This is a genomic window from Pseudomonas sp. GW823-FHT04A03, assembly GCF_058796615.1.
The window spans coordinates 300,954-322,206 of the sequence record NZ_JBXAIV010000001.1 but is presented as its reverse complement, the minus strand read 5'-3'; the positions used below and the strand labels follow the sequence as shown (position 1 = coordinate 322,206).

At 54.7% G+C, this 21,253-nt stretch carries 22 protein-coding genes; 13 read left to right on the top strand and 9 right to left on the bottom strand.

Annotation, left to right across the window (positions count from 1 at the left end):
• Window positions 1–36: 36 nt before the first annotated feature.
• The 3 genes from AC1Q9F_RS01385 to AC1Q9F_RS01375 are packed head-to-tail and all read right to left on the bottom strand — an operon-like array spanning window position 37 to window position 2,807.
• Window positions 37–723 (bottom strand): hypothetical protein, encoded by a 687-nt coding sequence (locus tag AC1Q9F_RS01385; protein WP_492619222.1) that lies wholly within the window; start codon window positions 721–723, stop codon window positions 37–39.
• Window positions 716–1,837: a hypothetical protein gene (locus tag AC1Q9F_RS01380; RefSeq protein WP_492619223.1), complete on the bottom strand. Its 1,122-nt coding sequence runs from the start codon at window positions 1,835–1,837 to the stop codon at window positions 716–718. Before AC1Q9F_RS01380 ends, AC1Q9F_RS01385 begins: the two co-directional genes overlap by 8 nt.
• Entirely contained in the window at window positions 1,830–2,807 is a 978-nt protein-coding gene (locus AC1Q9F_RS01375) for a PD-(D/E)XK nuclease domain-containing protein (RefSeq protein WP_492619224.1), read from the bottom strand. The genes AC1Q9F_RS01380 and AC1Q9F_RS01375 overlap by 8 nt, the downstream gene beginning before the upstream one ends.
• A 263-nt stretch (window positions 2,808–3,070) precedes the next feature.
• Between AC1Q9F_RS01375 and AC1Q9F_RS01370 the strand changes: the two genes are divergently transcribed.
• The 5 genes from AC1Q9F_RS01370 to AC1Q9F_RS01350 all read left to right on the top strand — a co-directional run bounded on the left by AC1Q9F_RS01370 (window position 3,071) and on the right by AC1Q9F_RS01350 (window position 6,872).
• Window positions 3,071–3,289 carry a hypothetical protein gene (locus AC1Q9F_RS01370; protein WP_011333849.1) on the top strand — a complete coding sequence of 73 codons (219 nt, stop codon included), beginning with the start codon at window positions 3,071–3,073 and terminating at the stop codon, window positions 3,287–3,289.
• A 220-nt stretch (window positions 3,290–3,509) separates the two neighbouring features.
• The gene (locus AC1Q9F_RS01365) at window positions 3,510–3,866 is read left to right on the top strand and encodes a DUF7079 family protein (RefSeq protein WP_492619225.1); all 357 of its coding nucleotides are present in this window, start codon (window positions 3,510–3,512) and stop codon (window positions 3,864–3,866) included.
• Window positions 3,867–4,222: 356 nt separating this feature from the next.
• Entirely contained in the window at window positions 4,223–4,582 is a 360-nt protein-coding gene (locus AC1Q9F_RS01360) for a DUF6124 family protein (protein ID WP_085690572.1), read from the top strand.
• A 423-nt stretch (window positions 4,583–5,005) separates the two neighbouring features.
• On the top strand, window positions 5,006–6,295 hold the full coding sequence (locus AC1Q9F_RS01355; RefSeq protein WP_492619226.1) for an OmpP1/FadL family transporter: 1,290 nt from the start codon (window positions 5,006–5,008) through the stop codon (window positions 6,293–6,295).
• Between the two features lie 64 nt (window positions 6,296–6,359).
• Window positions 6,360–6,872 (top strand): hypothetical protein, encoded by a 513-nt coding sequence (locus AC1Q9F_RS01350; RefSeq protein ID WP_115077647.1) that lies wholly within the window; start codon window positions 6,360–6,362, stop codon window positions 6,870–6,872.
• A gap of 12 nt (window positions 6,873–6,884) precedes the next feature.
• Here AC1Q9F_RS01350 and aspT read toward each other — a convergent pair whose 3' ends face one another.
• Window positions 6,885–8,576: an aspartate-alanine antiporter gene (aspT, locus tag AC1Q9F_RS01345; protein WP_492619227.1), complete on the bottom strand. Its 1,692-nt coding sequence runs from the start codon at window positions 8,574–8,576 to the stop codon at window positions 6,885–6,887.
• A 25-nt stretch (window positions 8,577–8,601) separates the two neighbouring features.
• Window positions 8,602–10,212, bottom strand: coding sequence for a mechanosensitive ion channel family protein (locus AC1Q9F_RS01340; protein ID WP_492619228.1), 1,611 nt, complete (start codon window positions 10,210–10,212; stop codon window positions 8,602–8,604).
• A gap of 228 nt (window positions 10,213–10,440) precedes the next feature.
• Here AC1Q9F_RS01340 and AC1Q9F_RS01335 point away from each other — a divergent pair, with 228 nt between their 5' ends.
• The 7 genes from AC1Q9F_RS01335 to yfcF all read left to right on the top strand — a co-directional run bounded on the left by AC1Q9F_RS01335 (window position 10,441) and on the right by yfcF (window position 17,807).
• Window positions 10,441–11,958 (top strand): DUF1254 domain-containing protein, encoded by a 1,518-nt coding sequence (locus AC1Q9F_RS01335; RefSeq protein WP_492619229.1) that lies wholly within the window; start codon window positions 10,441–10,443, stop codon window positions 11,956–11,958.
• A 27-nt stretch (window positions 11,959–11,985) separates the two neighbouring features.
• Window positions 11,986–13,281 carry a DUF1254 domain-containing protein gene (locus AC1Q9F_RS01330; RefSeq protein ID WP_492619230.1) on the top strand — a complete coding sequence of 432 codons (1,296 nt, stop codon included), beginning with the start codon at window positions 11,986–11,988 and terminating at the stop codon, window positions 13,279–13,281.
• Window positions 13,282–13,350: 69 nt separating this feature from the next.
• Window positions 13,351–14,817, top strand: a complete 1,467-nt coding sequence (locus tag AC1Q9F_RS01325) for a DUF1254 domain-containing protein (RefSeq protein ID WP_492619231.1) — start codon at window positions 13,351–13,353, stop codon at window positions 14,815–14,817.
• A gap of 173 nt (window positions 14,818–14,990) precedes the next feature.
• Window positions 14,991–15,770 carry a transporter gene (locus tag AC1Q9F_RS01320; RefSeq protein ID WP_492619447.1) on the top strand — a complete coding sequence of 260 codons (780 nt, stop codon included), beginning with the start codon at window positions 14,991–14,993 and terminating at the stop codon, window positions 15,768–15,770.
• Window positions 15,771–16,012: 242 nt separating this feature from the next.
• The gene (locus tag AC1Q9F_RS01315) at window positions 16,013–16,399 is read left to right on the top strand and encodes a c-type cytochrome (protein ID WP_492619232.1); all 387 of its coding nucleotides are present in this window, start codon (window positions 16,013–16,015) and stop codon (window positions 16,397–16,399) included.
• Between the two features lie 299 nt (window positions 16,400–16,698).
• Window positions 16,699–16,992, top strand: a complete 294-nt coding sequence (locus AC1Q9F_RS01310; RefSeq protein WP_207986043.1) for a hypothetical protein — start codon at window positions 16,699–16,701, stop codon at window positions 16,990–16,992.
• A 182-nt stretch (window positions 16,993–17,174) separates the two neighbouring features.
• The gene (yfcF, locus tag AC1Q9F_RS01305) at window positions 17,175–17,807 is read left to right on the top strand and encodes a glutathione transferase (RefSeq protein WP_492619233.1); all 633 of its coding nucleotides are present in this window, start codon (window positions 17,175–17,177) and stop codon (window positions 17,805–17,807) included.
• 35 nt (window positions 17,808–17,842) lie between these two features.
• On the opposite strand, the gene AC1Q9F_RS01300 is transcribed toward yfcF, so the two are convergent.
• The gene (locus tag AC1Q9F_RS01300) at window positions 17,843–18,340 is read right to left on the bottom strand and encodes a hypothetical protein (RefSeq protein WP_007955240.1); all 498 of its coding nucleotides are present in this window, start codon (window positions 18,338–18,340) and stop codon (window positions 17,843–17,845) included.
• Between the two features lie 532 nt (window positions 18,341–18,872).
• Between AC1Q9F_RS01300 and AC1Q9F_RS01295 the strand changes: the two genes are divergently transcribed.
• Window positions 18,873–19,613, top strand: a complete 741-nt coding sequence (locus tag AC1Q9F_RS01295; protein WP_492619234.1) for an NYN domain-containing protein — start codon at window positions 18,873–18,875, stop codon at window positions 19,611–19,613.
• A gap of 120 nt (window positions 19,614–19,733) precedes the next feature.
• Here AC1Q9F_RS01295 and AC1Q9F_RS01290 read toward each other — a convergent pair whose 3' ends face one another.
• From AC1Q9F_RS01290 to AC1Q9F_RS01280, 3 genes are all read right to left on the bottom strand, one after another.
• Complete coding sequence (locus tag AC1Q9F_RS01290) at window positions 19,734–19,931, bottom strand: hypothetical protein (RefSeq protein ID WP_492619235.1); 198 nt, start codon at window positions 19,929–19,931, stop codon at window positions 19,734–19,736.
• A gap of 34 nt (window positions 19,932–19,965) precedes the next feature.
• Window positions 19,966–20,421 (bottom strand): GNAT family N-acetyltransferase, encoded by a 456-nt coding sequence (locus AC1Q9F_RS01285; protein WP_492619236.1) that lies wholly within the window; start codon window positions 20,419–20,421, stop codon window positions 19,966–19,968.
• A 108-nt stretch (window positions 20,422–20,529) separates the two neighbouring features.
• Window positions 20,530–21,186 (bottom strand): O-methyltransferase, encoded by a 657-nt coding sequence (locus AC1Q9F_RS01280; protein ID WP_492619237.1) that lies wholly within the window; start codon window positions 21,184–21,186, stop codon window positions 20,530–20,532.
• Window positions 21,187–21,253 lie beyond the last annotated feature (67 nt).

The window sequence follows — 21,253 nt, the reverse complement described above, 5'->3', positions numbered from 1 at the left end:
CCTGCACACCGATACGACCCTGACCAAAAAAACTTATCACGTGAGTTTTATTTGATTAGCAAAAACTTCCACCCTTACCAGATCCACAATCAAGTTACTATCTCTTCCTACTGCCTTTAGCCCTCCATCTCTTGTTATAACAAAACTCGCAACCAAATCTTTAGATGTGGATTTAAATGTTAAAGACGACACATTAAAAGACCTCCCCCCCACAAACGTCTCAACACTCTCTTTTAAATTCTTACCACCAACAGCTGTAATTTTAGCAGAAGCCCCCCCCCCAAGATCTACTTGGGATATGCTAATCGCTGTATTCTGAAAATTCGAACTCAAAAACACGCCACTATCAGTCAGACTCTTTACATCCAAAACAATTGGCTCTATAGAAAAACTGAAGCCACTAATCGCGCCAAGCTTCATTATAAAAACACTCAAACTTCTTCCAGGGTTGACTACTTCCAACACCCCACTATCAAAAAATATCTTAAACTTTGTTTCCTTATAGACAACCCTTCGAGTAGTAACGACATCTCCAAATGGATCTTCGAAGACCTCATCATACTCGATTCTTTCGATATATTTAGCCTCTATCTTGTCCTTCCGAAAACTTGAAACTTGAAACCCGTCAGAGGCACCTTGAGTGAATTTTGTTTTATTGATTTCCGCATATAGCCTTTCAGCATCTAGACTTGAAACAAACCTATACCATTTTAGCCTAATCATAATGAGCGCCCTCCTTTATTTGGGCCTGCTCCGATTTAAGCTCTTGGATAACAGCCTGCGCCGCCTGTTCAATTAGTGCGACATACTCATGCCTTTCATCATCCTTGAAGGCCCTTATATTTTTTGCATATTCAAGATTATTAAAATTATAATATCCTTTGACACTAAATTTAAACCCTTCGCCCGTTTCAGGCTTTTCAAATCCCGCAAAAAATTCTACACGCTCTCTTTTACCCGAGGTTTTATCGGACCGCCACACAATAGATGCTATGTAAAACCCACCACTCTTTAGATCCTGATACTGTCGAGAACTTAAAAGACTCTCTCCCCGTAGCGCTGCATTTTTCACAACACCCAGCATCTCATCTCTAGCTTCATCAGCAACATCCCCATCATCTTCATCTTCTAAATCACCACTTTCATGGCTAGATTCAACTCTTATGTTTGTCACATTACTTAAGACAAATCCGGAAAGAGAGGTAATTAGTTTTGTAAAAAATTCGGTTTTTGCGAGATGCCCCGCAACATCCACGAGTTCAATCTTAAGAACCGGTATCTCCCTCTTGCTTTTCTCCTCTATTCTATTAGTCAGCTTTTTAGCTATAGACTCACCCTTGCTATTTGCAGGAAACCTCAGAATAGTAGTATCTTCATTCACTTCAAATTCAACATCGGCCTCTTTCTTTATACGCTGCATTAATCTGCTTTTGGCATAATTCAAATCCGAATACTCGGTCTTTACAGTTAATTTATTTCCATCTTGAACCACCTTCACCTTCTCGTCCTCTTCAGGATTCTCTTCAAACTCTTTGGCGATCGCCTTAATTTCCTCCAGCGTGAGCTTAACATTAAGCGTTTCACTCTTTATTTTGTCACTTCTATTATTTTGCTCCCGCCTAGCGAGAAGCACATTCAAATCATAATAATCATGAGGCAGAAGTGAGATCTTCTCTGCCAGTTCATCTCGATCCTCATCTGCAGAATAAAAAATCCCTTTATCTTTCGTCAGCTCCAGTAGAACGTGCTCTGTCAGTCGCTGCTTAGCTGATTTAAGGACATCGAAGATTTCCTTATCTGTAGCGCAATAGTAGAGCGGATTTTTCTTATCACTCATCACGCATTCCTATTTCCACTTCCGAGAATGTTTGAGTTACAGTTGTCATCTGGGAAAACTCTATATTACTTAATATCCTCCCTATTTCCCCACCGCCACAGCGCTCTGTATATTCATCAACAGCCAACTTGAATTTAGCGCTTGCTGACTGATGGGGATCGAGAATTTTTATAATAACTTTGTTTCCGCTAACCAGAACTTGATAATGCATCAAGCAGTCAATGAGATATAAAAACTCGGCCTGTTCATACCCACGCTTTCTATAAAAAATAACGAAATCATTTTTTGGTGTATCCGGCAGCATGGAATATTGCATGATAATCCACGAAGAAGTTAACATTTCAAGCGTGGCGGCCGGTGCTTTCTCCAACTTAACGTTTTTCTTTTTTGACAAGTGAGGATAAAAAAACTTACATTGACTACGAGGGGGTAATTCTTCCCCTCCTCGCATCCTAAGAATTTCATCTTTCACGTTATTAAGCCAAAATATATCAGCCGGACTGAGCACAACAAGTTTAGATCCTTTAGGGATATTCAGATCTTCACTTCTAACACCTTCAATTCTTTTAGCAAAATCCGCATCGAATCTTCCATCATGATTGTAAATAAAAAGAAGCCCGCATATATTTTGCGCAACGTGCTCATGTGTGTATTCTGACTGCCAAGACTGACTTTTCTCTGCACACTCCAAGCTATTTGCCAGACTTTTTATCGCGCCTTTAACCTTCTCGCTAGTTATAGTTTCTTTCTTATAACTTTTTAAGTCGCAATTTATATAAGTCCGCGCTTGTGAATAGGGTTCTTCGTACCAAAAAACCACATCTGATGGATGTGTTGGTACTTTATGTTTTTCAGTTTCCTCACACGTCCAATTTCTGTCATGCGGACCCACCCTGTTCCATAAAAATTCGCCAAAAATTCCTTTTGATAGAATTTCAGCCATTTTTGCGATATTAGCTGTTTCTGCCATGTTAATCCCTAATCAATTAAGTAAAACACTACTCTGCTGCCCTATTGCCATCACAACCGTTTTATTGAAGCATATTCAACGCCGACCACAACTGAGTGCATAGAATTTATTTCTGAATGTAGTCAACTCTGCTTTTGTGGCTTAAGGGAGACTGATTTATTTCAGACTATGAGTCCCCCTCTTCCTTGAAGAATGAAGGCAATGTGATAGCATGCGCGCGCCCCGGAGTGGGAACTTTTTTCATATTGCAAGGAATACGCCCCGTGAAAGACTTCGTCATCAGCGTCAACAACACCGTCCTCTACCTCTCCCTGGCATTCATCTGGCTGGTCGCTATCGTCGCGATTTTCACCAGTGGGTTCCTCCCGGCGCTGGGTATCTTCGTGGCCGGCACCCTATGCTGGTGCATCATTTCCGGCTTCTGGTTCGTCCAGTCGGCGACCTACGAAGAACTGCGCAAGCTGAACGCCAGCAAAAACTGAAACATCAGGGTGGAGCCGTAGTGTCCCGCCTTACCCTCAGCGCTTGGTTCCGTGCCAAGCGCTCTCGCCCACTTCGAATGGCTCGCATAAATCCCGCGTTCTCCGAAATCCTGAAAATCCCCCATTCCCTTTCTGCCAATAAAGCCCAGTACTATCTCTCAAGAAATATCCCCGTCCCTTGTCCTCATCCACTGAGTGGCGATCTAAAGGAGTTTTGGTTTTGGGACATATTCTGACTGAGCCTCAACTGACCGACGTCAGAGCTGCACTCTCCTGGCCTTTCAACGATTTACCGGTCGAATACGATTACGTAGCGGCGGAGGTCAGAGGCATCGATCCTGACGTGCTCTACGAAATCCTTTATTCAGAGGTCGCGCCGGTGTGCTTTACCAACCTTGTGGCTGCTGTGCCTCCGGTATGGACTGGCTTTGATCCAGACTCGCTCAGGGTAATGATCGAGGAAAGGCTGGCAGCGAGGAAGAACAGCTGGTTTCGCAGGCAGTTTGATAAGGCGTTGGTTCGCTGGCTGCAATACAACTATGGCTACATCTGGAAGGAGATTTCCTCCAGGCTTTGAACGCTTAAACAGCTCCGTTTAAAACAACCCGCCGTAACTTCCCCAAGGCTACAACGCCTTGCGTCATTGCCTACGACTACGCCAGAATCCGCCGGCTTGTGCGTCTACGACGCGGGTCTTATCGTTTCCCGGTCACTGAAAAACAGTGATGGGGTTTGGTAGCCCGAGACAAACACAAGATGCAGAGCACACCATCGCGGCGGTCAATCGCCCCGGTTTTATGGTGGCCATGCACAGGGCGTCTTCGGGCGCGCCGGTCTCCTTGTGTCCCGGTCTACCAACCTGCGTATGGCCACCACCCAACGTTTGGTAGCGTGTGGGTGATGGCTCCTGATGACGACACAAGGAGTTTCACCATGATCAAACCAACACCCAACCCACCCGAAACCGACCCCACCTCCCCCTACGAATCCCCAAACTCGAAAAAACTCCACGACGCCGCCGAGCGCGCGCTGGATCACTATCTCTTCCCCGCCGCCGGGATCATGTCGTCCTTGAACGAGCCCGAGCGGATGTACCTGGCCAATCCGAAGTACAACACTGAATGTTTGCTGGCCAACGCCAGCGAAAACCTTGGGGCGGCCAGTGAGATGCTCAGCAATTTCGCAGCAACGCTCGATCCGTCGCATCGCAAGACGGCGATCGGTATTGCGCAGGTGGTGATGATTGCCGAGCTGGCGGTGAATCAGGCGCTGGATCACGTCGAGGTCGCGTAACGCGACGATGGCTGTAGTAGCCGTTCGCGGCGGCTTCTACAGCGCGACTTGTTGAGTCTCCCGCTGCTGCAGGAAAAAGCACGACTCAAGAGATAATGGAATGCAAAACAGCCCGGGCCGACACCCTCGTTAATTACGAAGGGCGTCGGCCCGGGCTGTTTGCGTTTAAGTGGAAGGATGACCGAGGTTTGCCACCGGGGACCGGGGATCAAGACCCCATTTTCCAGGCGGGCGTGGCGTTCAAGAACAACCCCAGAACCCGACTGACCTCACAAAATCGCTACTCGAAAGTTACCACTCGTCGTTTCTCTGCCGGAACGTCCAATCACTACTAGTGTTTATCTGACTTCAAGACAACCTCGAAGAAACCGGCAGTCGCCTTTCAGACATTCAATGTGTTGATGATTTCGCAGAGGACGCGCCATGACCGTAAGCCGATACGCTTGCCGACTCAGTGTTTCTGTCCTGGCCGTGGGTTTGCTGAGCAGCAATGCCCAGGCCGGCGGCATTCTTATCTATGAAGCAGGCCAGGAAGGTAATGGCCTGGCCAATGCCGGGGCCGCTGCCCTGGCGACCGATCCCAGTGTATTGATGAGCAACCCCGCCGGGCTCACCGAACTCAAAGGCACGCAAATCAGCGCCAACGGGCAGTTGATTCTGGGTGACATGCGCTTCTCCCGCGACAGCAACAATCAATTTGATGGCAACGAAGGCGGCAATGCCTTGCAGTATCTGCCTGGTGCGAGTTTCTTCGTCAGTCACCAGATCGATGAACGCTCGGCCATCGGTTTTGGCATGTATGGCAACTTTGGTCTGGCGCTGGATTACGACGACGATTGGGCAGGTCGATATTTCAATCAGGAGGCCGCGGTCATTGGCGTGTCCTTTCAGCCGACCCTGGCGCACAAGTTCACCGATGACCTGTCGATCGGCATCGGCCCGCGCATCATGTACGCCTATTACCGGAATGAAACGGCAATCAACAACAACCTGCTCGGGCTGCGCGACAGTCCCGACGGCCAGCTCGAATACAAGGACACCGACGTCGGCGCCGGCATCAATCTCGGCCTGCTTTATCGCTTGAGCGAACGCACGCAGATCGGCCTGGCCTACACGAGCAAGATCGACCTGGAGTTCAAGGACAGTCCGAGCGTGCGCAAGGTCGACAACCCGATCATCAATGCCGCGCTACGGCGCCTGGACGTCGACTCACTGGAACTGGACATGTCGGTGCCGCAAACCGTTCTGCTCAGCGTCGCCCACGACCTGAGTCCGCAATGGAAATTGCTGGGCAGTCTCGGTTGGCAGGACTGGAGCCAGTTCGGCGAAATCGGCGTGGAGGTCGACGCCAATGCGACCGACGTCACCCGCACCGCCGACCGAAAATACAAGGACACCTGGCACGCTTCGATGGGCGCGCAATACCAGATGACGCCACGCCTGCGCTGGAGCATGGGGCTGGGGTATGACAGCTCGGCGGTGGATGACAAGGATCGGACTGTCGACAACCCCATGGGCGAGGCCTGGCGTGTGGCGACAGGCGTCAATTACCAGATCGATGAAGGACTGGATGTCCACGCGGCCTACACCCTTGTCTGGCTCGGCGATATGGACGTCGAGCAGACCAAGTCCCGCTCCGGGGAAACCCTGTCCGGCACCTACCGAAACGCCGCGCTGCACATCCTCGGTGGCGGCGCGACGTGGCGTTTTTGAGCCTTCAATGCCGAAGCACTTTTGTCTCGGCTAACCGATTTCCTGACTTCCAAAGGACGCCGATATGAGCCCGGTGATAAACAAAATCAAACATGAGTTCATGAAGGCGCTTCCACCCACGATCTTCTTTTTCGTGATCTTGCACATCGTTGCTTTGATCCGTGCGCTCATGATCAAAGGGTCGGGGGTCGATCTTCCGGTTTCAGCCTCTGTTCTGATCGCGTCGCTCATACTCGGAAAGTCGGTATTGGTCGCGGACATGCTGCCCTTCATCAACCGTTTTCCCGATAAGCCGCTGATCTGGAATGTCACCTGGAAAACGCTCATGTATAACCTGGTCGCGCTGATCGTCCATTATCTGGAACGGCTATACGACTACTGGAAGGAAGCCCCGAGCTTCATGGATGCGAATGCCCTGCTGTGGTCTTCGATGAACTGGCCCCGGTTCTGGGCGGTGCAAATCCTGCTCATCACGCTGATATTCATGTATTGCGTGATCGCAGAGCTGGCGCGTGTCATCGGACGTGACCGGCTGAAGGTGATGTTTGTGGGGCCGCTTCCACCGATACAACGCTGAATCGGCGAGCCCCTAACCCGCCACCACGAAAATGATAATGGGGCCGCAAACAGCCAACAGCACGTTGGACACCGCATAACAAACCGTGAAGCCGATCACCGGCGTATTGCTGCCGGACTGCTCGATGATCTTGTTCATCGACGCGGCTTCGGTCTGCGCGCCTGCCAGACCGCCGAACAGCACCATCGGGTGCAGGCGCAGTATGTAGCGGCCGAAATACAACGCCACCAGCGGCGGCAGAATGGTCACCACTGCGCCGGAGATCAGCAGTGACACGCCTTGCTCCTTCATCGCCTCAAACGCGGCGGGCCCTGCCAGCAAACCGATGACCGCACCGAAGGCCGTCAGGCCGAATTCGGAAAAAGCCCATTGCGCAGCCGGTGGCAGCGCGCCGATTTCCGGGTGGCGTGAGTTGTACCAACCGATGGCCAACGCCACTACCAGCACCCCGCCGCCGATGCCCAACTCCACCGGAATCATGCCGATGTGCGTGGACAGCAGCCCGAGCAATGCCCCCAGAACCATGCCCAGGGTGTGCATCGCAATGTCGCTTTTATAGCCCTGCTTGCGAATCCGCCCCAGGCGCTGCGCCAACGCTTCGACGCTGGCAGTGCGCCCGGTCACGCGGATCACGTCGCCTCGGCGCAGGACGGTATTGGGCAGCAGCGGCAGTTCGTAGCCTTGCCGGCTGATGGTGTTGAGAAAACAGCCCAGCCTCTGGGTGTTTCTCAGTTGAGCCCGGACTTCATGCAAGGTCTTGCCGGCGAATTCTTTCGAGGTCAGGACGATGTCCGCCTCGCGGGTTGGAAACGACAACGACTGCGGATGATCGATTTCCGGGCCGATCCAGTGGCTGAGCGTGCCGACCGCCTCACGCAACGCATACACGCCAACGATATCGCCCTCCATGAGCACGAAGCTTTCATCGCGCTCGATGATCTTTCCTCCCCTCACCACGCGCTCGATGCTGAGCGCGTCATGCAGCTTTTCAAGATCGGCGATGGACTGTCCGCTGGCCTGGCCAACCGCTGCCACCTGATGGGCGCGCACGACAATGCGTGTGTAGGAAACGGTGATCGCGTCCTCGTCTTTCTCGATCCCCAGCTCCAGTTCCAACTCCCGTGCCGAGGCCTTGAGGTCGACCCCGAGCAACCGTGGCGCAATGCTGCCGACGAAGACAATCAGGCCAATGGTGCCGAACAGATAGGTGATCGCATACGCAATGGCCATGTGGCTGTTGAGCGTGGCCTTGGCGGCGCTGTCGATCGGCAGTTGGTTGAGTGCGCTGGTGGCGGTGCCCATGATCGCGGTGTCGGTGAGCGCGCCAGCGCCGAGCCCGGCGGTGAAGCCGGCGTCGAAGCCGTAGATCGCGTTCATCAACAGGATCGAGCCCAATGCCGTCGCGCACAGCACCACGGAAAGCACCACCAGTTTCAATGTGCCTCGGTTGAGGCTGCCGAAAAACTCGGGCCCGCTCTTGAACCCGACGGCGTAAATGAACAGCACGAAGAAGATCGACTTCAACCCCGCCGGGACTTCCACCCCGATCTGCCCGATCAGCAAGCCCATCAGCAATGCGCCTGCTACAGAGCCGAGGTGGAAGCTGCCGATGTGCAGGCGACCGATGAACACGCCGGAAGCAATGGCCAGGAACACGGCGATTTCAGGATCGGCGCGCAGGGCGTTCAGGAAAAATTCGAGCATCTGACGCACTCCCGCTCAACGCCGACTAGTTATCTTTCGGTTCTTTGGCCGGAGCCGCGAACCAGTTTTCTTTGGGCACTCGTTTTTCTTGCTCGGGATCGCCCAGATAGTGCGGCGACATGATCTGCACACCGTACTCGTTGAACACATCCTGAATGTTCGCGTGCAGCATGCTCAGCAGCTCCGCGCGCGGTCGCGGCAGGCTGGGAATGGCCTGGGCCACCAGACGATATTCGGGGTAGAAATCGGACAGCGCGGTCTGGAACACCTGCGCCGGTGGCTCCTGCAGGACACCGGGCGTGCGCCGGGCCGCCTCCAGCAACATCGCTTCCACCTGGCGCCACGGGGTGTCGTAGCCGATGGTCACGACCGTATCGACCACATAACCCGCCCCTTGCACGGTGCGCGAATAGTTTTTGGTGACGGTGCCGGTGATCATCGAATTGGGCAGGGTCAGCACTTCACCCAGCCCCGTGCGGATGCTGGTGGTGAACATGCCCAGTTCGGTCACGGTGCCTTCGTATTCGCCGATGCGCACGAATTCACCGGGGCGCAAGGTGCGGGTGTACGTCAGGATCAGCCCGGCAGCCGCCTGCCCCACCACGCTGGTGGCGCCCAAGGAAATCATCAGGCCGATCAGCACCGACAAGCCCTTGAATGCATCGGTGCCGGCTCCCGGCAAATACGGATAAGCCATCGCCAGCGCAAACAGCCAGATCGCCAGTGAAGTGAGGCGCTGGGTCGGTTGCAAGGTTTCGTGATTCAGCCAGCTGAAGGTGCCCGGCGTCGCCATGCGCCTGAGCACCCGGCGACTGAAGGCCGAGGCGCCACGGGCAATGAAAAAGATCGCCAGTGCCACACCCAGACCGGGGATCGCTCCGACAATCGCTTGCAGCAAATAACTGGCGACTTCGAGCAGGTAATTGTTGAGGCTTTCACCCCACGGTCGGGTGTAAGGAAACCGTGAAAGGACAAAGCCCAGCCATTCATACGTCAGCAACAGAATGACCAGCCAGCGCAGCAGCCAGAACAGGCGTATCACCAGCGGATAAAGGTAGTTGGCATCAATGACCTGCACCTGCCCCACTTTCAGCGCGCGGGTGTGCCGATGCATCAGGTCGGGCAAGCGCTGCAGCAGCCGGCGCCGCAACCAGGCGAGGCTCCACAGCAACGCCAGGTAGATGCCCGTCGCGACGGCGGCCAGACCGGCCGAGCGCAACATCAGGTGCAAGCTGCGCGCTTCGCGGGTTTCCGCCACAACAAGTCGCAGCTTGTCCGCCGCGCCTTGGGCAGCCTGCTGAACAGAGCTGTATTCGAGTTCGTCAACGTCCTTGGGGGCGACGATAAATGCACGCCGGTTGCCCAGCAGCACCAGATAGTCTTCCTGAAGAGGCTCGACAGTCACCGTCGGAGCATCCGACTCATCCAGTGCTTCGCTGATAACGGTTCTGGCGCGTTTCGCCCGCGAAGCCGGTGCCTCGCCCAGTAACGTGGCGCGGAACACCATGATGCTGCGGTTGGCGAGTTTCAGCTCGACGAAATCATCAGCCGCCCTGGGTTCGTCCACGGCCCATGACAGTGCAGACCAGCACAGACCGCAAATGACCAACAGGACGGCGAACAACCTGCTTCGCATAACCGGGTTCCTTGCGCCACGGGTGTGAGGACTGAGCGTTCAGATCGCAGCCTAGTCCAGCACCCATTACTTGTCAGATTTGCCCGGTGCGATCGGGCGCGGGTAGCGCAGTCGTCACGGTCGACTACACTTTCGCGGGTGCCTGTTTCCTGCCCTTGAAACCATCCGGTCTGCCCTGCTGTTGTTGTCGACGCGTTGCCTCCTGTCACCCCCGAATCTGGAGCCACCATGAGCGTTGTAAAAGGATTGATGACCTGTGTGGCCCCGCCACTCGCGAGAACGAACGTTGCCAATGCGCTATTGCCCGGACTGCTGACGGTGTTGCTCACCGTGGGCGGCACCGCTTCGGTACTGGCCGCCACGGACCCTCTGGGTGGGCAGCCGCCGCCGGGGTCCAGCCCGTCGGTCAAGGACTTCGACTACCAGATCAAGTACCAGCGCGCCTTCGAGGCCGTGTTGTGGAACATGCCGGCAATCTCCATCTACGCCTTCCGCCGCGCGGCCATCAGCGATCTGGGTTACAAGGACAACGACATCATCGCCTACTCGGCGACCGCCACACCGTTACTCGAAGCCCTGACCGCCAACAGCTCCACGCCTTACCTCGGTGCCTACACCGACTTGCGCAACGGCCCCGTGGTGCTGGAGGTCCCGCCCGCCGGAGCCGACGGCAGCCTCTACGGTCAGGTGGTGGACGCCTGGCAGTTCACCATCGCCGACGTAGGGCCGGCCGGGATCGACAAGGGCAAGGGCGGCAAATACCTGTTCACCGCACCTGACTACAAAGGTGCGATTCCCAAGGGCTACTTCCACGTCAGCTCGCCCAACTATCGGATCGCCCTGGCTTTCCGCTCGGTGCCGCCGGCCGGCAAGACCGCTGCTGACGCCTACGTGTACGCCAAGCGCCTGCGCATGTACGCCTTGTCCGAGGCGAAGAATCCACCGCAGCAGAAGTTCATCGACCCCAGCCATGAGCGCTACCCGACCCTGCCGTTCTACGATGAGCGGCACTTTCAGGACATGTACGACATCATGAGCGTGGAGCCCGTCAGGGAGCACGACAAGGTCATGATGGGCATGCTCAAGTCCCTGGGCATCGAAAAAGGCAAACCCTTCACCCCGGACGAAACCGCCAAACGTGCCATGCACCAGGCCGCCATCGACGCCTGGTTCTTTCTGCAGGAGTGGTTCGACAAGGAAATGGTCAAGCGCGTCTACTGGCCCGATCGTCATTACGTCTCGCTGTTGCAGACCGATGCCAATCGCCAGTTCAAATTCACCTATGACGACAAAATCGATCTGATCGAACGTGCAGCGGAATACTTCTGGTGCACCTACATGCCCAAAGTACTCAGCGATTCCCCTGCCACCGCCTACATGGTGGCGCTGGCTGACAAGGACGGGCATCTGCTCGAGGCCGGCAAAACCTACAAGGTCGATGTCCCGGCCCAGATGCCGGTCAAGCAGTTCTGGGCGCTGACAGTCTACGACCGCGCCACCTTCTCCTTCATTTACAGCGACAGCAACCGCACCACGCTGTCGTCGTTCGACCTCGACAAATTGAAGAAGAATGCCGATGGCAGCGTCACGCTCTACGTCGGGCCAAATGCCCCGCAGGGACAGGAATCCAACTGGATTCCCACTTCCGGCAAGCGTCCGATGCCGACCATGCGCTTCTACGGGCCGACCCAGGCGCTCAACGACAAGAGCTTCAAGATGCCTGACTTCGAGCAGGTCAATCCCTGACTTTTTTCCTGCCTCATTGGAGTGCTCATGAAACGACTGACGCTTGCGGCAACCCTGCTTTCACTGGCCGTTCCGGCCTTTGCCCAGATCTCCGACAAACTGGCCCAGGACGCGTACACCTACGGTTATTCCATCGACGAAGCCTATAAGTTCTTCTACGAGACGGCGGTCAAGACCGACACTCCGCTCAATCGCTTCCAGAACATCCGCCATCTGGCCGACGACAAATACACCGATCACCCGACCATCAACAACGACACCCTGCACCTGATGGGTTGGCTCGATGTGGCTGCCGAACCGGTGATCGTCAGCGTGCCGGACATGGACAAGGGCCGTTACTGGATCCTGCACACCATGGACATGGGCCATTACACCGTGACCATGATCGGATCGCGTACGCGCGAGACGAAGGGTGGTCACTTCATGTTTGCGGCACAGGACTGGAAGGGCGAAGTGCCGGGCAGCGTTACCGAAGTGATCCGCGTCGACTCCAACCTGGTGAAACTGATGGGCCGGATCATGGCCACGGGCCCCGAGGATCAGAAAACCGCGCTCAACTACATGGATGAATGGAACGTGCGGACGCTCTCCGCCTACCTGGGTGAACCCGGTCCCAAAGCCAAGACGCGCACCTATCTGGACCCGGCGAAAACCAACTGGCTGCAACGGGTCAACTTTGTTCTGTGTGACGGCACCATGGGCAAGGCCGACAAGAAATGGCTGGACCAATACAAGGCTGTGGGCGTTGAACCTTGCAAGGAAGACTTCACCCCGGATCAGCTCGCCGCTGCGAAGAAAGGCGAAGAACTGGGCATGAAACGCATCAAGGAACTGGCGCCGACCCTGACCGATGCCGGCAAGTTGTTGGGCACCCGCAAGCAGTTGAGTGACGATCCGCGCGAACTGTTTGCCGAAGGGACTTACCTGGGCCAATGGGGGCTGCCGCCGGACGAAACCATCTACTTGCAAGCCGTCAAAGGCAGCGATGGCAAGAACATCAATGGCTCCAATGGCAAGACCTACCGCATGCACTTCAAGGCACCGGACGTCAGCGAGTTCTGGTCCTTCACCGTATACGGCACTGACAACCGGTTCATGGCGCACAACGACATGAACCGCCACAGCCGTGGCGACCGCACCTTGAAACCCGACGCTGAGGGCAACTACACAATCGAGCTCGCTGCCAAGGGCGATGCGAGCAATTCCAACTACCTGCCCATTCCGGAAAAAGACGTCTACATAATTCTGAGGATGTACGGCCCGAGCAAGGAAGTGCAGGCAGGTGGCTACAAGTTCCCTGCCGTGGAAGTGGTCAAGCCTTGACCGAACCATGAGCGCCCTTCCACCAGCGCAACACCGCAACCGATTGCCATTCGAAACAGGAGTTTTCAAATGATGAAGTCGCCTTCCCGTTACACCGTGCTGGCTTTGGCTTTGAGCGCGGCAATGATTGGTGGTGTTCAAGCGGGAGGTAACTCCTCTGGCAAACCGGCTGCGGAGGTTCCCGGCATTCCCGCTGGAACGGTGATCACCCCGTCGAGTGCGAAGGTCATCGCGCAAGACACTTATCTGTGGGGCTGGCCTCTCGTCAATGCGTTCAACCGCCGTACTTCTTTCTCCAAAGCGCCGGAGCCAGGGCTGATGGGCGGGATCCTGCCTGCGGCACCGACCGGCTATGTGAGCATGCTCAGCGGATACATCTCGCCGGAACAACGATGGGTAGCTCACCCGAATCAGGACGTGGTTTACGGCTTCGGTTACGGTGCGACTGACGACGATCCAGTCGTATTGCAAGTGCCTGACTTTGGCGACCGATTCTGGGTTTATGCGTTGTACGACGCACGCAGCGAGGAGTTCTCCAAACTTGGCAAGCAATATGGAACCAAGCCTGGCAACTATCTGGTGGTGGGGCCGAACTGGAAAGGCACCGTCCCTCAGGGCATCACCGAAGTGATCAATTCGCCTACCGAGCTTGTTGCCATGGGGCCACGGGTGTTCATGGGTGATAGCGAGGAAGACCATGCGGCAGTCGTCAAGCTGCTCCAGCAGGTCGTGGTTTATCCATTGAGCAAGTACACCGGCAACTCGGTTACCAAGGACTGGACCAAAACGCCACATTTCCCGGCCGCACAGAACTCGTCCACCGAAACCCGCTGGGTGGACCCGAACACATTCTTTGACCTGCTACCGGAAGTTCTCGACAAGGTGCCACCGCTGGCGGGTGAGGAAAGCCGCTACGCGATGATGCGCGCACTGCTTGATGCCGCTGCGAAGGATCCGGCGATCAAGGATGTCTTGGTCAAGGCCGCAGTCCAAACCGAGAAGGACGTGATCGCACCGCTGTTTTCCTTCCGCACCAATGGTTCGCGCCTGCCCGATGGCTGGAACTCACCGACCAACGTTGCACGTTGGGGTAACGACTACTTGACGCGCACCGCCACTTCCAAATCGAACATGTATACCAACCAACCGGAAGAAACTCGCTATTTCTTCCAGGAGGTGGATCAAAGTGGTCAGCGACTTGATGGAAAACACAAATACACCTTGACCTTCGCCAAGGGGCAAACACCGCCTGTGGACGGCTTCTGGTCGCTGACCCTGTACGACTCTCAACACTTCTTCGCCCCTAACGCCATGAAGCGCTACTCGTTGGGTACCAAGAATGAGAAGAACATGAAGTTCAACAATGACGGTTCGCTGACTCTTTATGTGCAACACAACTCCCCCGGCAAGGACAAGGAAAGCAATTGGTTGCCGGCCCCGCAAAGCGAGTTTGAAGTCACCATCCGCACCTACTGGCCAAAGGCAGAGGTACTCAATGGACAGTGGACACCCCCTGCGGTCGTCCAAGTGAAGTGAAGGCTTGATCAGAAGCTACAAGTTGTCGCCAGACAAAGTGCCAGCACTTTCGCAATTGCCCTCCCACAAGGAAGGGCAATGGCTGACAGGGGTTCAACTTTTTATCGTTTGCACTCGAGACCCGCCAACAGGGGAAGCCCATGCAACGCGCTCATCTCGCACACTTTTCAGCCATGGTGATCGCCACGCAGGCCGCAATTGCACAGGCTCAGGATTCCGCAGAACTGGCCAAGGCAGCGCTCAACCCGGTCGCCGCCATGTACAGCCTGCCGGTGCAGTACAACTGGGATCAGAAGATGGGGCCTACCGGCGAGGGCATGCACAGCGTGACCAATATCCAGCCGGTGCTGCCGTTCACATTGAACGAGGACTGGAACCTCATTTCGCGCACCATCCTGCCGGTCATCGACCAGCACGGCCTGGCCCCCAATGGTGCGGCAGACAAATCGGGTGTCGGGGATATCACACAAAGCTTTTTCTTCTCCCCCCGCAAACCCACCGACAGTGGCTGGATTCTGGGGGCCGGCCCTGCCCTGTTGATTCCAACCGGCAGTGACGACCTGCTGAGCAACAAGCAATGGGGCCTGGGCCCGACCGCCGTGGCGCTCAAGCAATCCAATGGCTGGACCCGCGGCATACTCGCCAACCACATCTGGGGCCTGGACGGCAGCCCGCCGGACGACAAGGAAAAGGTCAACCAGACATTCCTGCAACCCTTCCTGTCCTACACCACCAAAACGCTCACCACTTACGGCATCAACACCGAGTCCACATACGACTGGCAGGCGCGCGAGTGGTCGGTGCCGATCAATCTGAACGTCACCCAACTGCTGAAGATCGGCGGCCATCCCCTGACGATTCAGGCAGGCCCGAGGTACTGGCTGGATCGATCGGGTGACGGGCCTCAAGGCTGGGGCTTTCGTGCAGCCGTGACGTTCTTGTTTCCACGTTGATTGAGGGGGCGATACGCAGCCCCGCAAAATGAGGGAAAGCCAGCGCGCTACTCGCGTGAGCTGTCGCACTTTTTGCAGGAAAAAGTGCGAGCCGGGCAGGTATGGGATATCGTGCCGGCCTCGAAATCGACGTGCATTCATGGAGGAATAAAGTGCGGATTTACGCGACAGGGACATCGTGTGCAGACGTGTCCGTCCGGTGTCGAAACATCGCGGCTCAGCTCGGTATCCAGCAGGGGCGCATGAGCGCCAAAACATTACTCGTCGCCTTGCTAGGGCTCTATGCCCTCCCCCAAACAGCCATATCCCTCGCGGATACTGCCAATGGAAAAAACCTCTACTCACAGCGATGCGCCGTGTGCCACGGAGCCGATATCAAGGGCACCGGGCCGTTGGCCAGGAAAAGCAATCCCCCGACACCTGACCTGACCTCCGCTGCGTTCAAGAAGCGACTGAGTGATTACCCGGGCGTTATCGTGTCTTCGGTGATTCTTCGCCCCAACGGGGATTTGATTCCAAAGACCTTGCGCGAGAATGGCGTGAAGATCCCGCCGCACGCCTGGAGCGTTAACGATTTTCGCGACTTGAATCAATATATGAGCGGTGTGATTTCCCATACGAACAAATAAGAATGAGGCAGATCTTTAGCCCGTAACGGGATAACAGGTTTGCCTCATTTTCACGATCAGGCGGCATCCACCATGGCCGACACATTTCAAGGCAGTTGTCTCTGCCGCGCCATCAAATACGAAATCCATATCGAGGTCGCGTCCGAGGCGTGCTGGTATGAGATTCGGGATCTGTTGCCGCAATCTCAATGACGGCGATGAATCGAAAGCTCGGTTGAATCTACAAACTAATGACTCCCCCTCTGCGCGCACATAGATCAACTACAGTTTGCTTTACCCATCTCCAAGGATTGTCATCTATGGCTGCGGATCAGGATCGTTTTTCACGCGCGTTCAGCTTTGTTCTTAACAACGGCACCGAACTGTTTCCAGTGCAAATGAAGCGCAGGAGTACCGGAATTGTCGCCTATCGAATTTCTCGTGGGGGGGCTAACGGAAACACGCTGGAGGCAGGCGAGGAAGTTGATGAAGCGACAATGATTCATAAGGTCCTCGACCTTGGTTTTGCCGTTCGCTGCTCATCGCTGGATGGAAAGACCAAAGGCTTGTACAAATCAAATCAACGAGCTGTACGCGACGTACGTCGAAAATGAATCAAAAATGGGGACAGATCTGTTTATCCGTGGTGTGAAAATAGATCCGTCCCCATTTTTCGTCCATTTTTCGCCTGCGGCCATACTGCATTCCTGACAGGAATGCCCCCATAAAAAACATGAATTTTATTTAAGGCGCCCAATCTTTTAGCGTCGTCCATTCTGCATATGGAGATGACGCCATGAATGACTCAAACCTGCGCCTTTACGTCGATGCTCAATTCACCAGTCCCTATGCAATGTCCTGCTTTGTGACCCTTCGAGAAAAGGGAATTGAGTTCGAAATGAGTACCCTGGACCTGGAAAAACTGGAGAACCAGACCAGCGATTACGCCCGTCTTTCGCTGACTCAGAGGGTGCCCACCCTCGTGCATGGCGGTTTTGCGTTGTCGGAGTCATCGGCGATCACGGAATACCTGGAAGAGGTGTTCCCCCAGACAGCTGTTTACCCCCGGCACCCACAGAAACGCGCCGCGGCGAGGCAAGTTCAAGCGTGGCTACGCAGTGATTTGCTTCCGATCCGACAGGAGCGCTCTACCCTCGTCGTGTTCTATGGTCAGAAATACGGACCGTTGTCAGCGTCGGCTGACGCTGCCAGGCAAAAGTTGATTGATGTCGCTCAATGGCTGTTGACCGGCAATCCGGACTACCTTTTTGGCGAATGGTCGATCGCCGACGTTGATCTCGCCTTGATGCTGAACCGGTTGATACTCAACGGGGACACGGTGCCGGCTCAACTGGAGGATTACGCGCAGCGCCAATGGCAGCGCCCGACAGTACAAGAGTGGATCAATCTGAAACGACCTCGAATTTAGCGGTACTAAAAATGGGGCAACAGCCCCCTACTGCTTCAACCCGTCTTTTTGTCGGAGCCCTTTATGTTCTCGATCAGGTCAACGACATAGTCTTGATTGAAGCCCGCCACAAATGACCAGAACAGCAACTTGGCATACGCCGCATACCCCTCCGCATGCTGGCAAAAAATATCGTTGAAGATTTGCCTCAAACACTGCGGATCGTCGTCTGGAACGATCACCGGAAACAGATCGCCCTTGATAACGCCGGAAAGAAACAGAAGATACAGAAGCCCCGCCAATATCCCGCCTATGAATGAAGGCAGGATCAAGGCGAACCATGATCTGGAGAGGTTTTCGATTTCCGGATCAGTGAGTATCGACAGTCGCCTGTGAAACCCAACGTAGCCCCCGATATTCCCGGCGATACAAACGATAAAGGGCACTTTGTAGTCGGGCAGACTGTAGGTGACGATGATCGCCAGCACCAACAGGGCGATGAAAATCCAGAATATCCGCTTCCAGATGATGTTCAGGTCTTCCTGACGATTCATGATCAGCTCCCTGATCTTGACCCTGTGATGATTTTTTAGACGATAGACGAATCCTGTCGAATGTTTGGAGGATCAAATCGAAAAATGCCTCGATGGTCTGTTCTGAAGCATGGCGTACCCTCGCAGCGTATCGGGAGCCGTCAGCATCAGATCAGAAAAAATGGGGATCGACTTATTAATCCTGAACATGAAAATAGCTCCGTCCCCATCAGGTACTTAAACGCGATCGTTTAAACGTCTGATTCTTCCTACTTGAGCCTACAAACCCTTGCGCAAGTGCCTACAAATCTGCCAGAAAGCGCCGGCTTTCAGGACGCGTCCCCAAGTCGTATCCTTTTTCCGTCACTGCCCATCGACTGAACGCAGAAGACATTCAGGATCGAAGGTTATCCCTTGATCGACTCAAAGAGTGAACGGTTGACGCCATCGTCATCGCTCCCTAATCTGCCCACATCCCGCCCAAGGCAGTAAGCCGTCCTAATCATCCAGGACGTGCCAAACCCTTGGGCGTTTTTGTTTTCAGGAAGAACGCATGCCCACAGCAGTTCTGGTTGACGGCGCCTACTTCATCAAGCGATTTCGAAGGATCGAGCCCCATAATGCATTCAATGCCGAACGGGCCGCTGATCTCGTCCACCGATGGGCGACGGCGCATCTGACAGCCAGGATGCCGCCCCGTCCAAATTGCCCAGCCTCAAGGCTGCAACAGCCCTCCAGAAAAGACCTTTACAGAATATTCTTTTACGACTGCCCTCCTCTGGACACTAAGCAACACAACCCCATCACAAAAAGGCTCGTCGATTTCTCCAAATCAAGAGAAGCCGTGTTTCGAAGAGAGCTGCACATTCGGTTGCGAAGCAAACGAAAACTGGCATTGCGTCTGGGACACCTTTCCAAAGATGTGAAATGGACAATCAAACCTTCGAGGATTGCCGAGCTACTCAAGGGAAAAATCCAGATAGCCGACCTCACCGAAACCGATGTCAGCATCGAGACCCGGCAAAAAGGTGTTGATATGAGAATTGGTGTCGATGTCGCATCACTTTCTTTCAAACAACAGGTCGATCAAATCGTCCTGATTGCAGGTGATGCGGATTTTGTACCTGCGGCGAAGATGGCTCGGCGCGAAGGTGTTGATTTCATACTCGACCCGATGTGGCAGAGCATTCCTGATAGTTTGATGGAGCATATCGATGGACTGCGTTCAACATGCCCCAAACCCGCACTTAAAACAGTATCGAGCGAGACTTCAGCATTGAGCTCATCTGGGTGATCATCTGCTTTTCCGGAAGAAAAAAGGAAAGATTTATCAATCCAAAGCGTGAGAATAGACCTGCCTTACTTCTTACAGTGAAGGCGCAAAGCGTACGCGGCGAGCCATGAGCAGTGGCTTTTACCCGCTGGGAGACTGGATGAGCAACGCGATGAACGCCACGAACGGTGCCAACAGCACCAGCCCACCAACGGCGACCGCCCAGCCCCAGGCAAAACCACTTTCACCCTTGAATCGACCGCCACTCAGCAAGCCAAGCACATAGACACCGATTCGATGAGCCAACCGGTTGAGCAAGATATCGAGGATGTAATCCATTCTTTTGCCTCGTGCAGCCCTGCACTCCGGGGCGCTACAGCTCCAATGCCTTCGCCATGATGACCGTGCGCTCCGCCCCGTGAAACTCGTCTCGTACCTTTTCAAACCCAAGCGAAGCATAGAAGCCTTCTGCGGTGATTGAAGAAGGCACACGCAGCCGTTTCAGATCTGCATTCATGGCAAGTGATTGAATCCTCTCCATCAGATGTCTTCCGATACCCTTTCCTTGATGGCGCGGGTCGACAAACACACTTCGGACAATGTCGTGATCCAGACTCGCGGTTGCAACGATATGGCTGCCGGCTGTAGCCACCAGGACTTGACGCTCAGCCAACAGATGAAGGATCGCCGGGGGAGAAAAACTTTGCGCCACTTGCTCGATGATTTCGGCGGAGTAGTCCTGAACGTTGGACTCGCGCAAAGCACTGAGGATCGTTCGACTGATCGCTGGCGCATCTGCATTTGTAGCGTTTCGAATCAGGTAATCCATCAAGGGCCGCTCCTTGCGCTTCATTACTTGATCGTAGCGAAAAATGGGGACTGATCCATTAATCCATGGATCAGTCCCCTTTTTTTGAAGCATGGACAGCAACGGTTATCACCCCAACCGCATCGACACCTCAATATCATCCGCAAACGGCACGCTCACGTAACCATTCCCCGGCGAGCGCACATGCGCCAGATACTCCGGGCAGTAATCGGTGTTATCCGCTACCACCAGAGCGCCAGGCCGCAGGTGTTTCTCAACGATTTTCAGCACGTCGCCATACAGCGCTTTAGCACCATCGAGCAGAAGCAGATCAACAGTCGATGGCAGATCGCGAGCCAGCGTCACAAGCGCATCCCCTTCGCGAATTTCAATCAAATCACTCACCCCGCCCTCAACAAAATGATGCCGAGCCAGTTCAATCTTCGACGGTTCAAACTCGCTGCCAATCAGCACACCGCCACCGTTGTCCCGCAGCGCGGCCGCCAGATGCAGGGTGGAAAGGCCAAACGAGGTGCCGAATTCGACGATGGCTTTGGCCTTTGTGCTGCGCGCCAACATGTACAGCAGTTTGCCGGTGTCGCGGGAGACCGGCAACCACAGGTCTTTGAGCATGGCGTAGAGTTCGCGGTATTCGGTTTTGCTGTGCATCAGGCGTTCGCGCTCTTCGCCGGACACGTTGTTCAGCGCCGGGCTGGTGGCAGCGCTGGCCTGGGTGTAGAGGCGTTCGATCAGGGTCGCCAGCGGTTCGGTGGTCAGGGTTGTCATGATGGTTTTCCGTGGGTTGAGAGCTAATATGCGAATGATTCGTCGCATTTAAATGATGCGAGCGAAT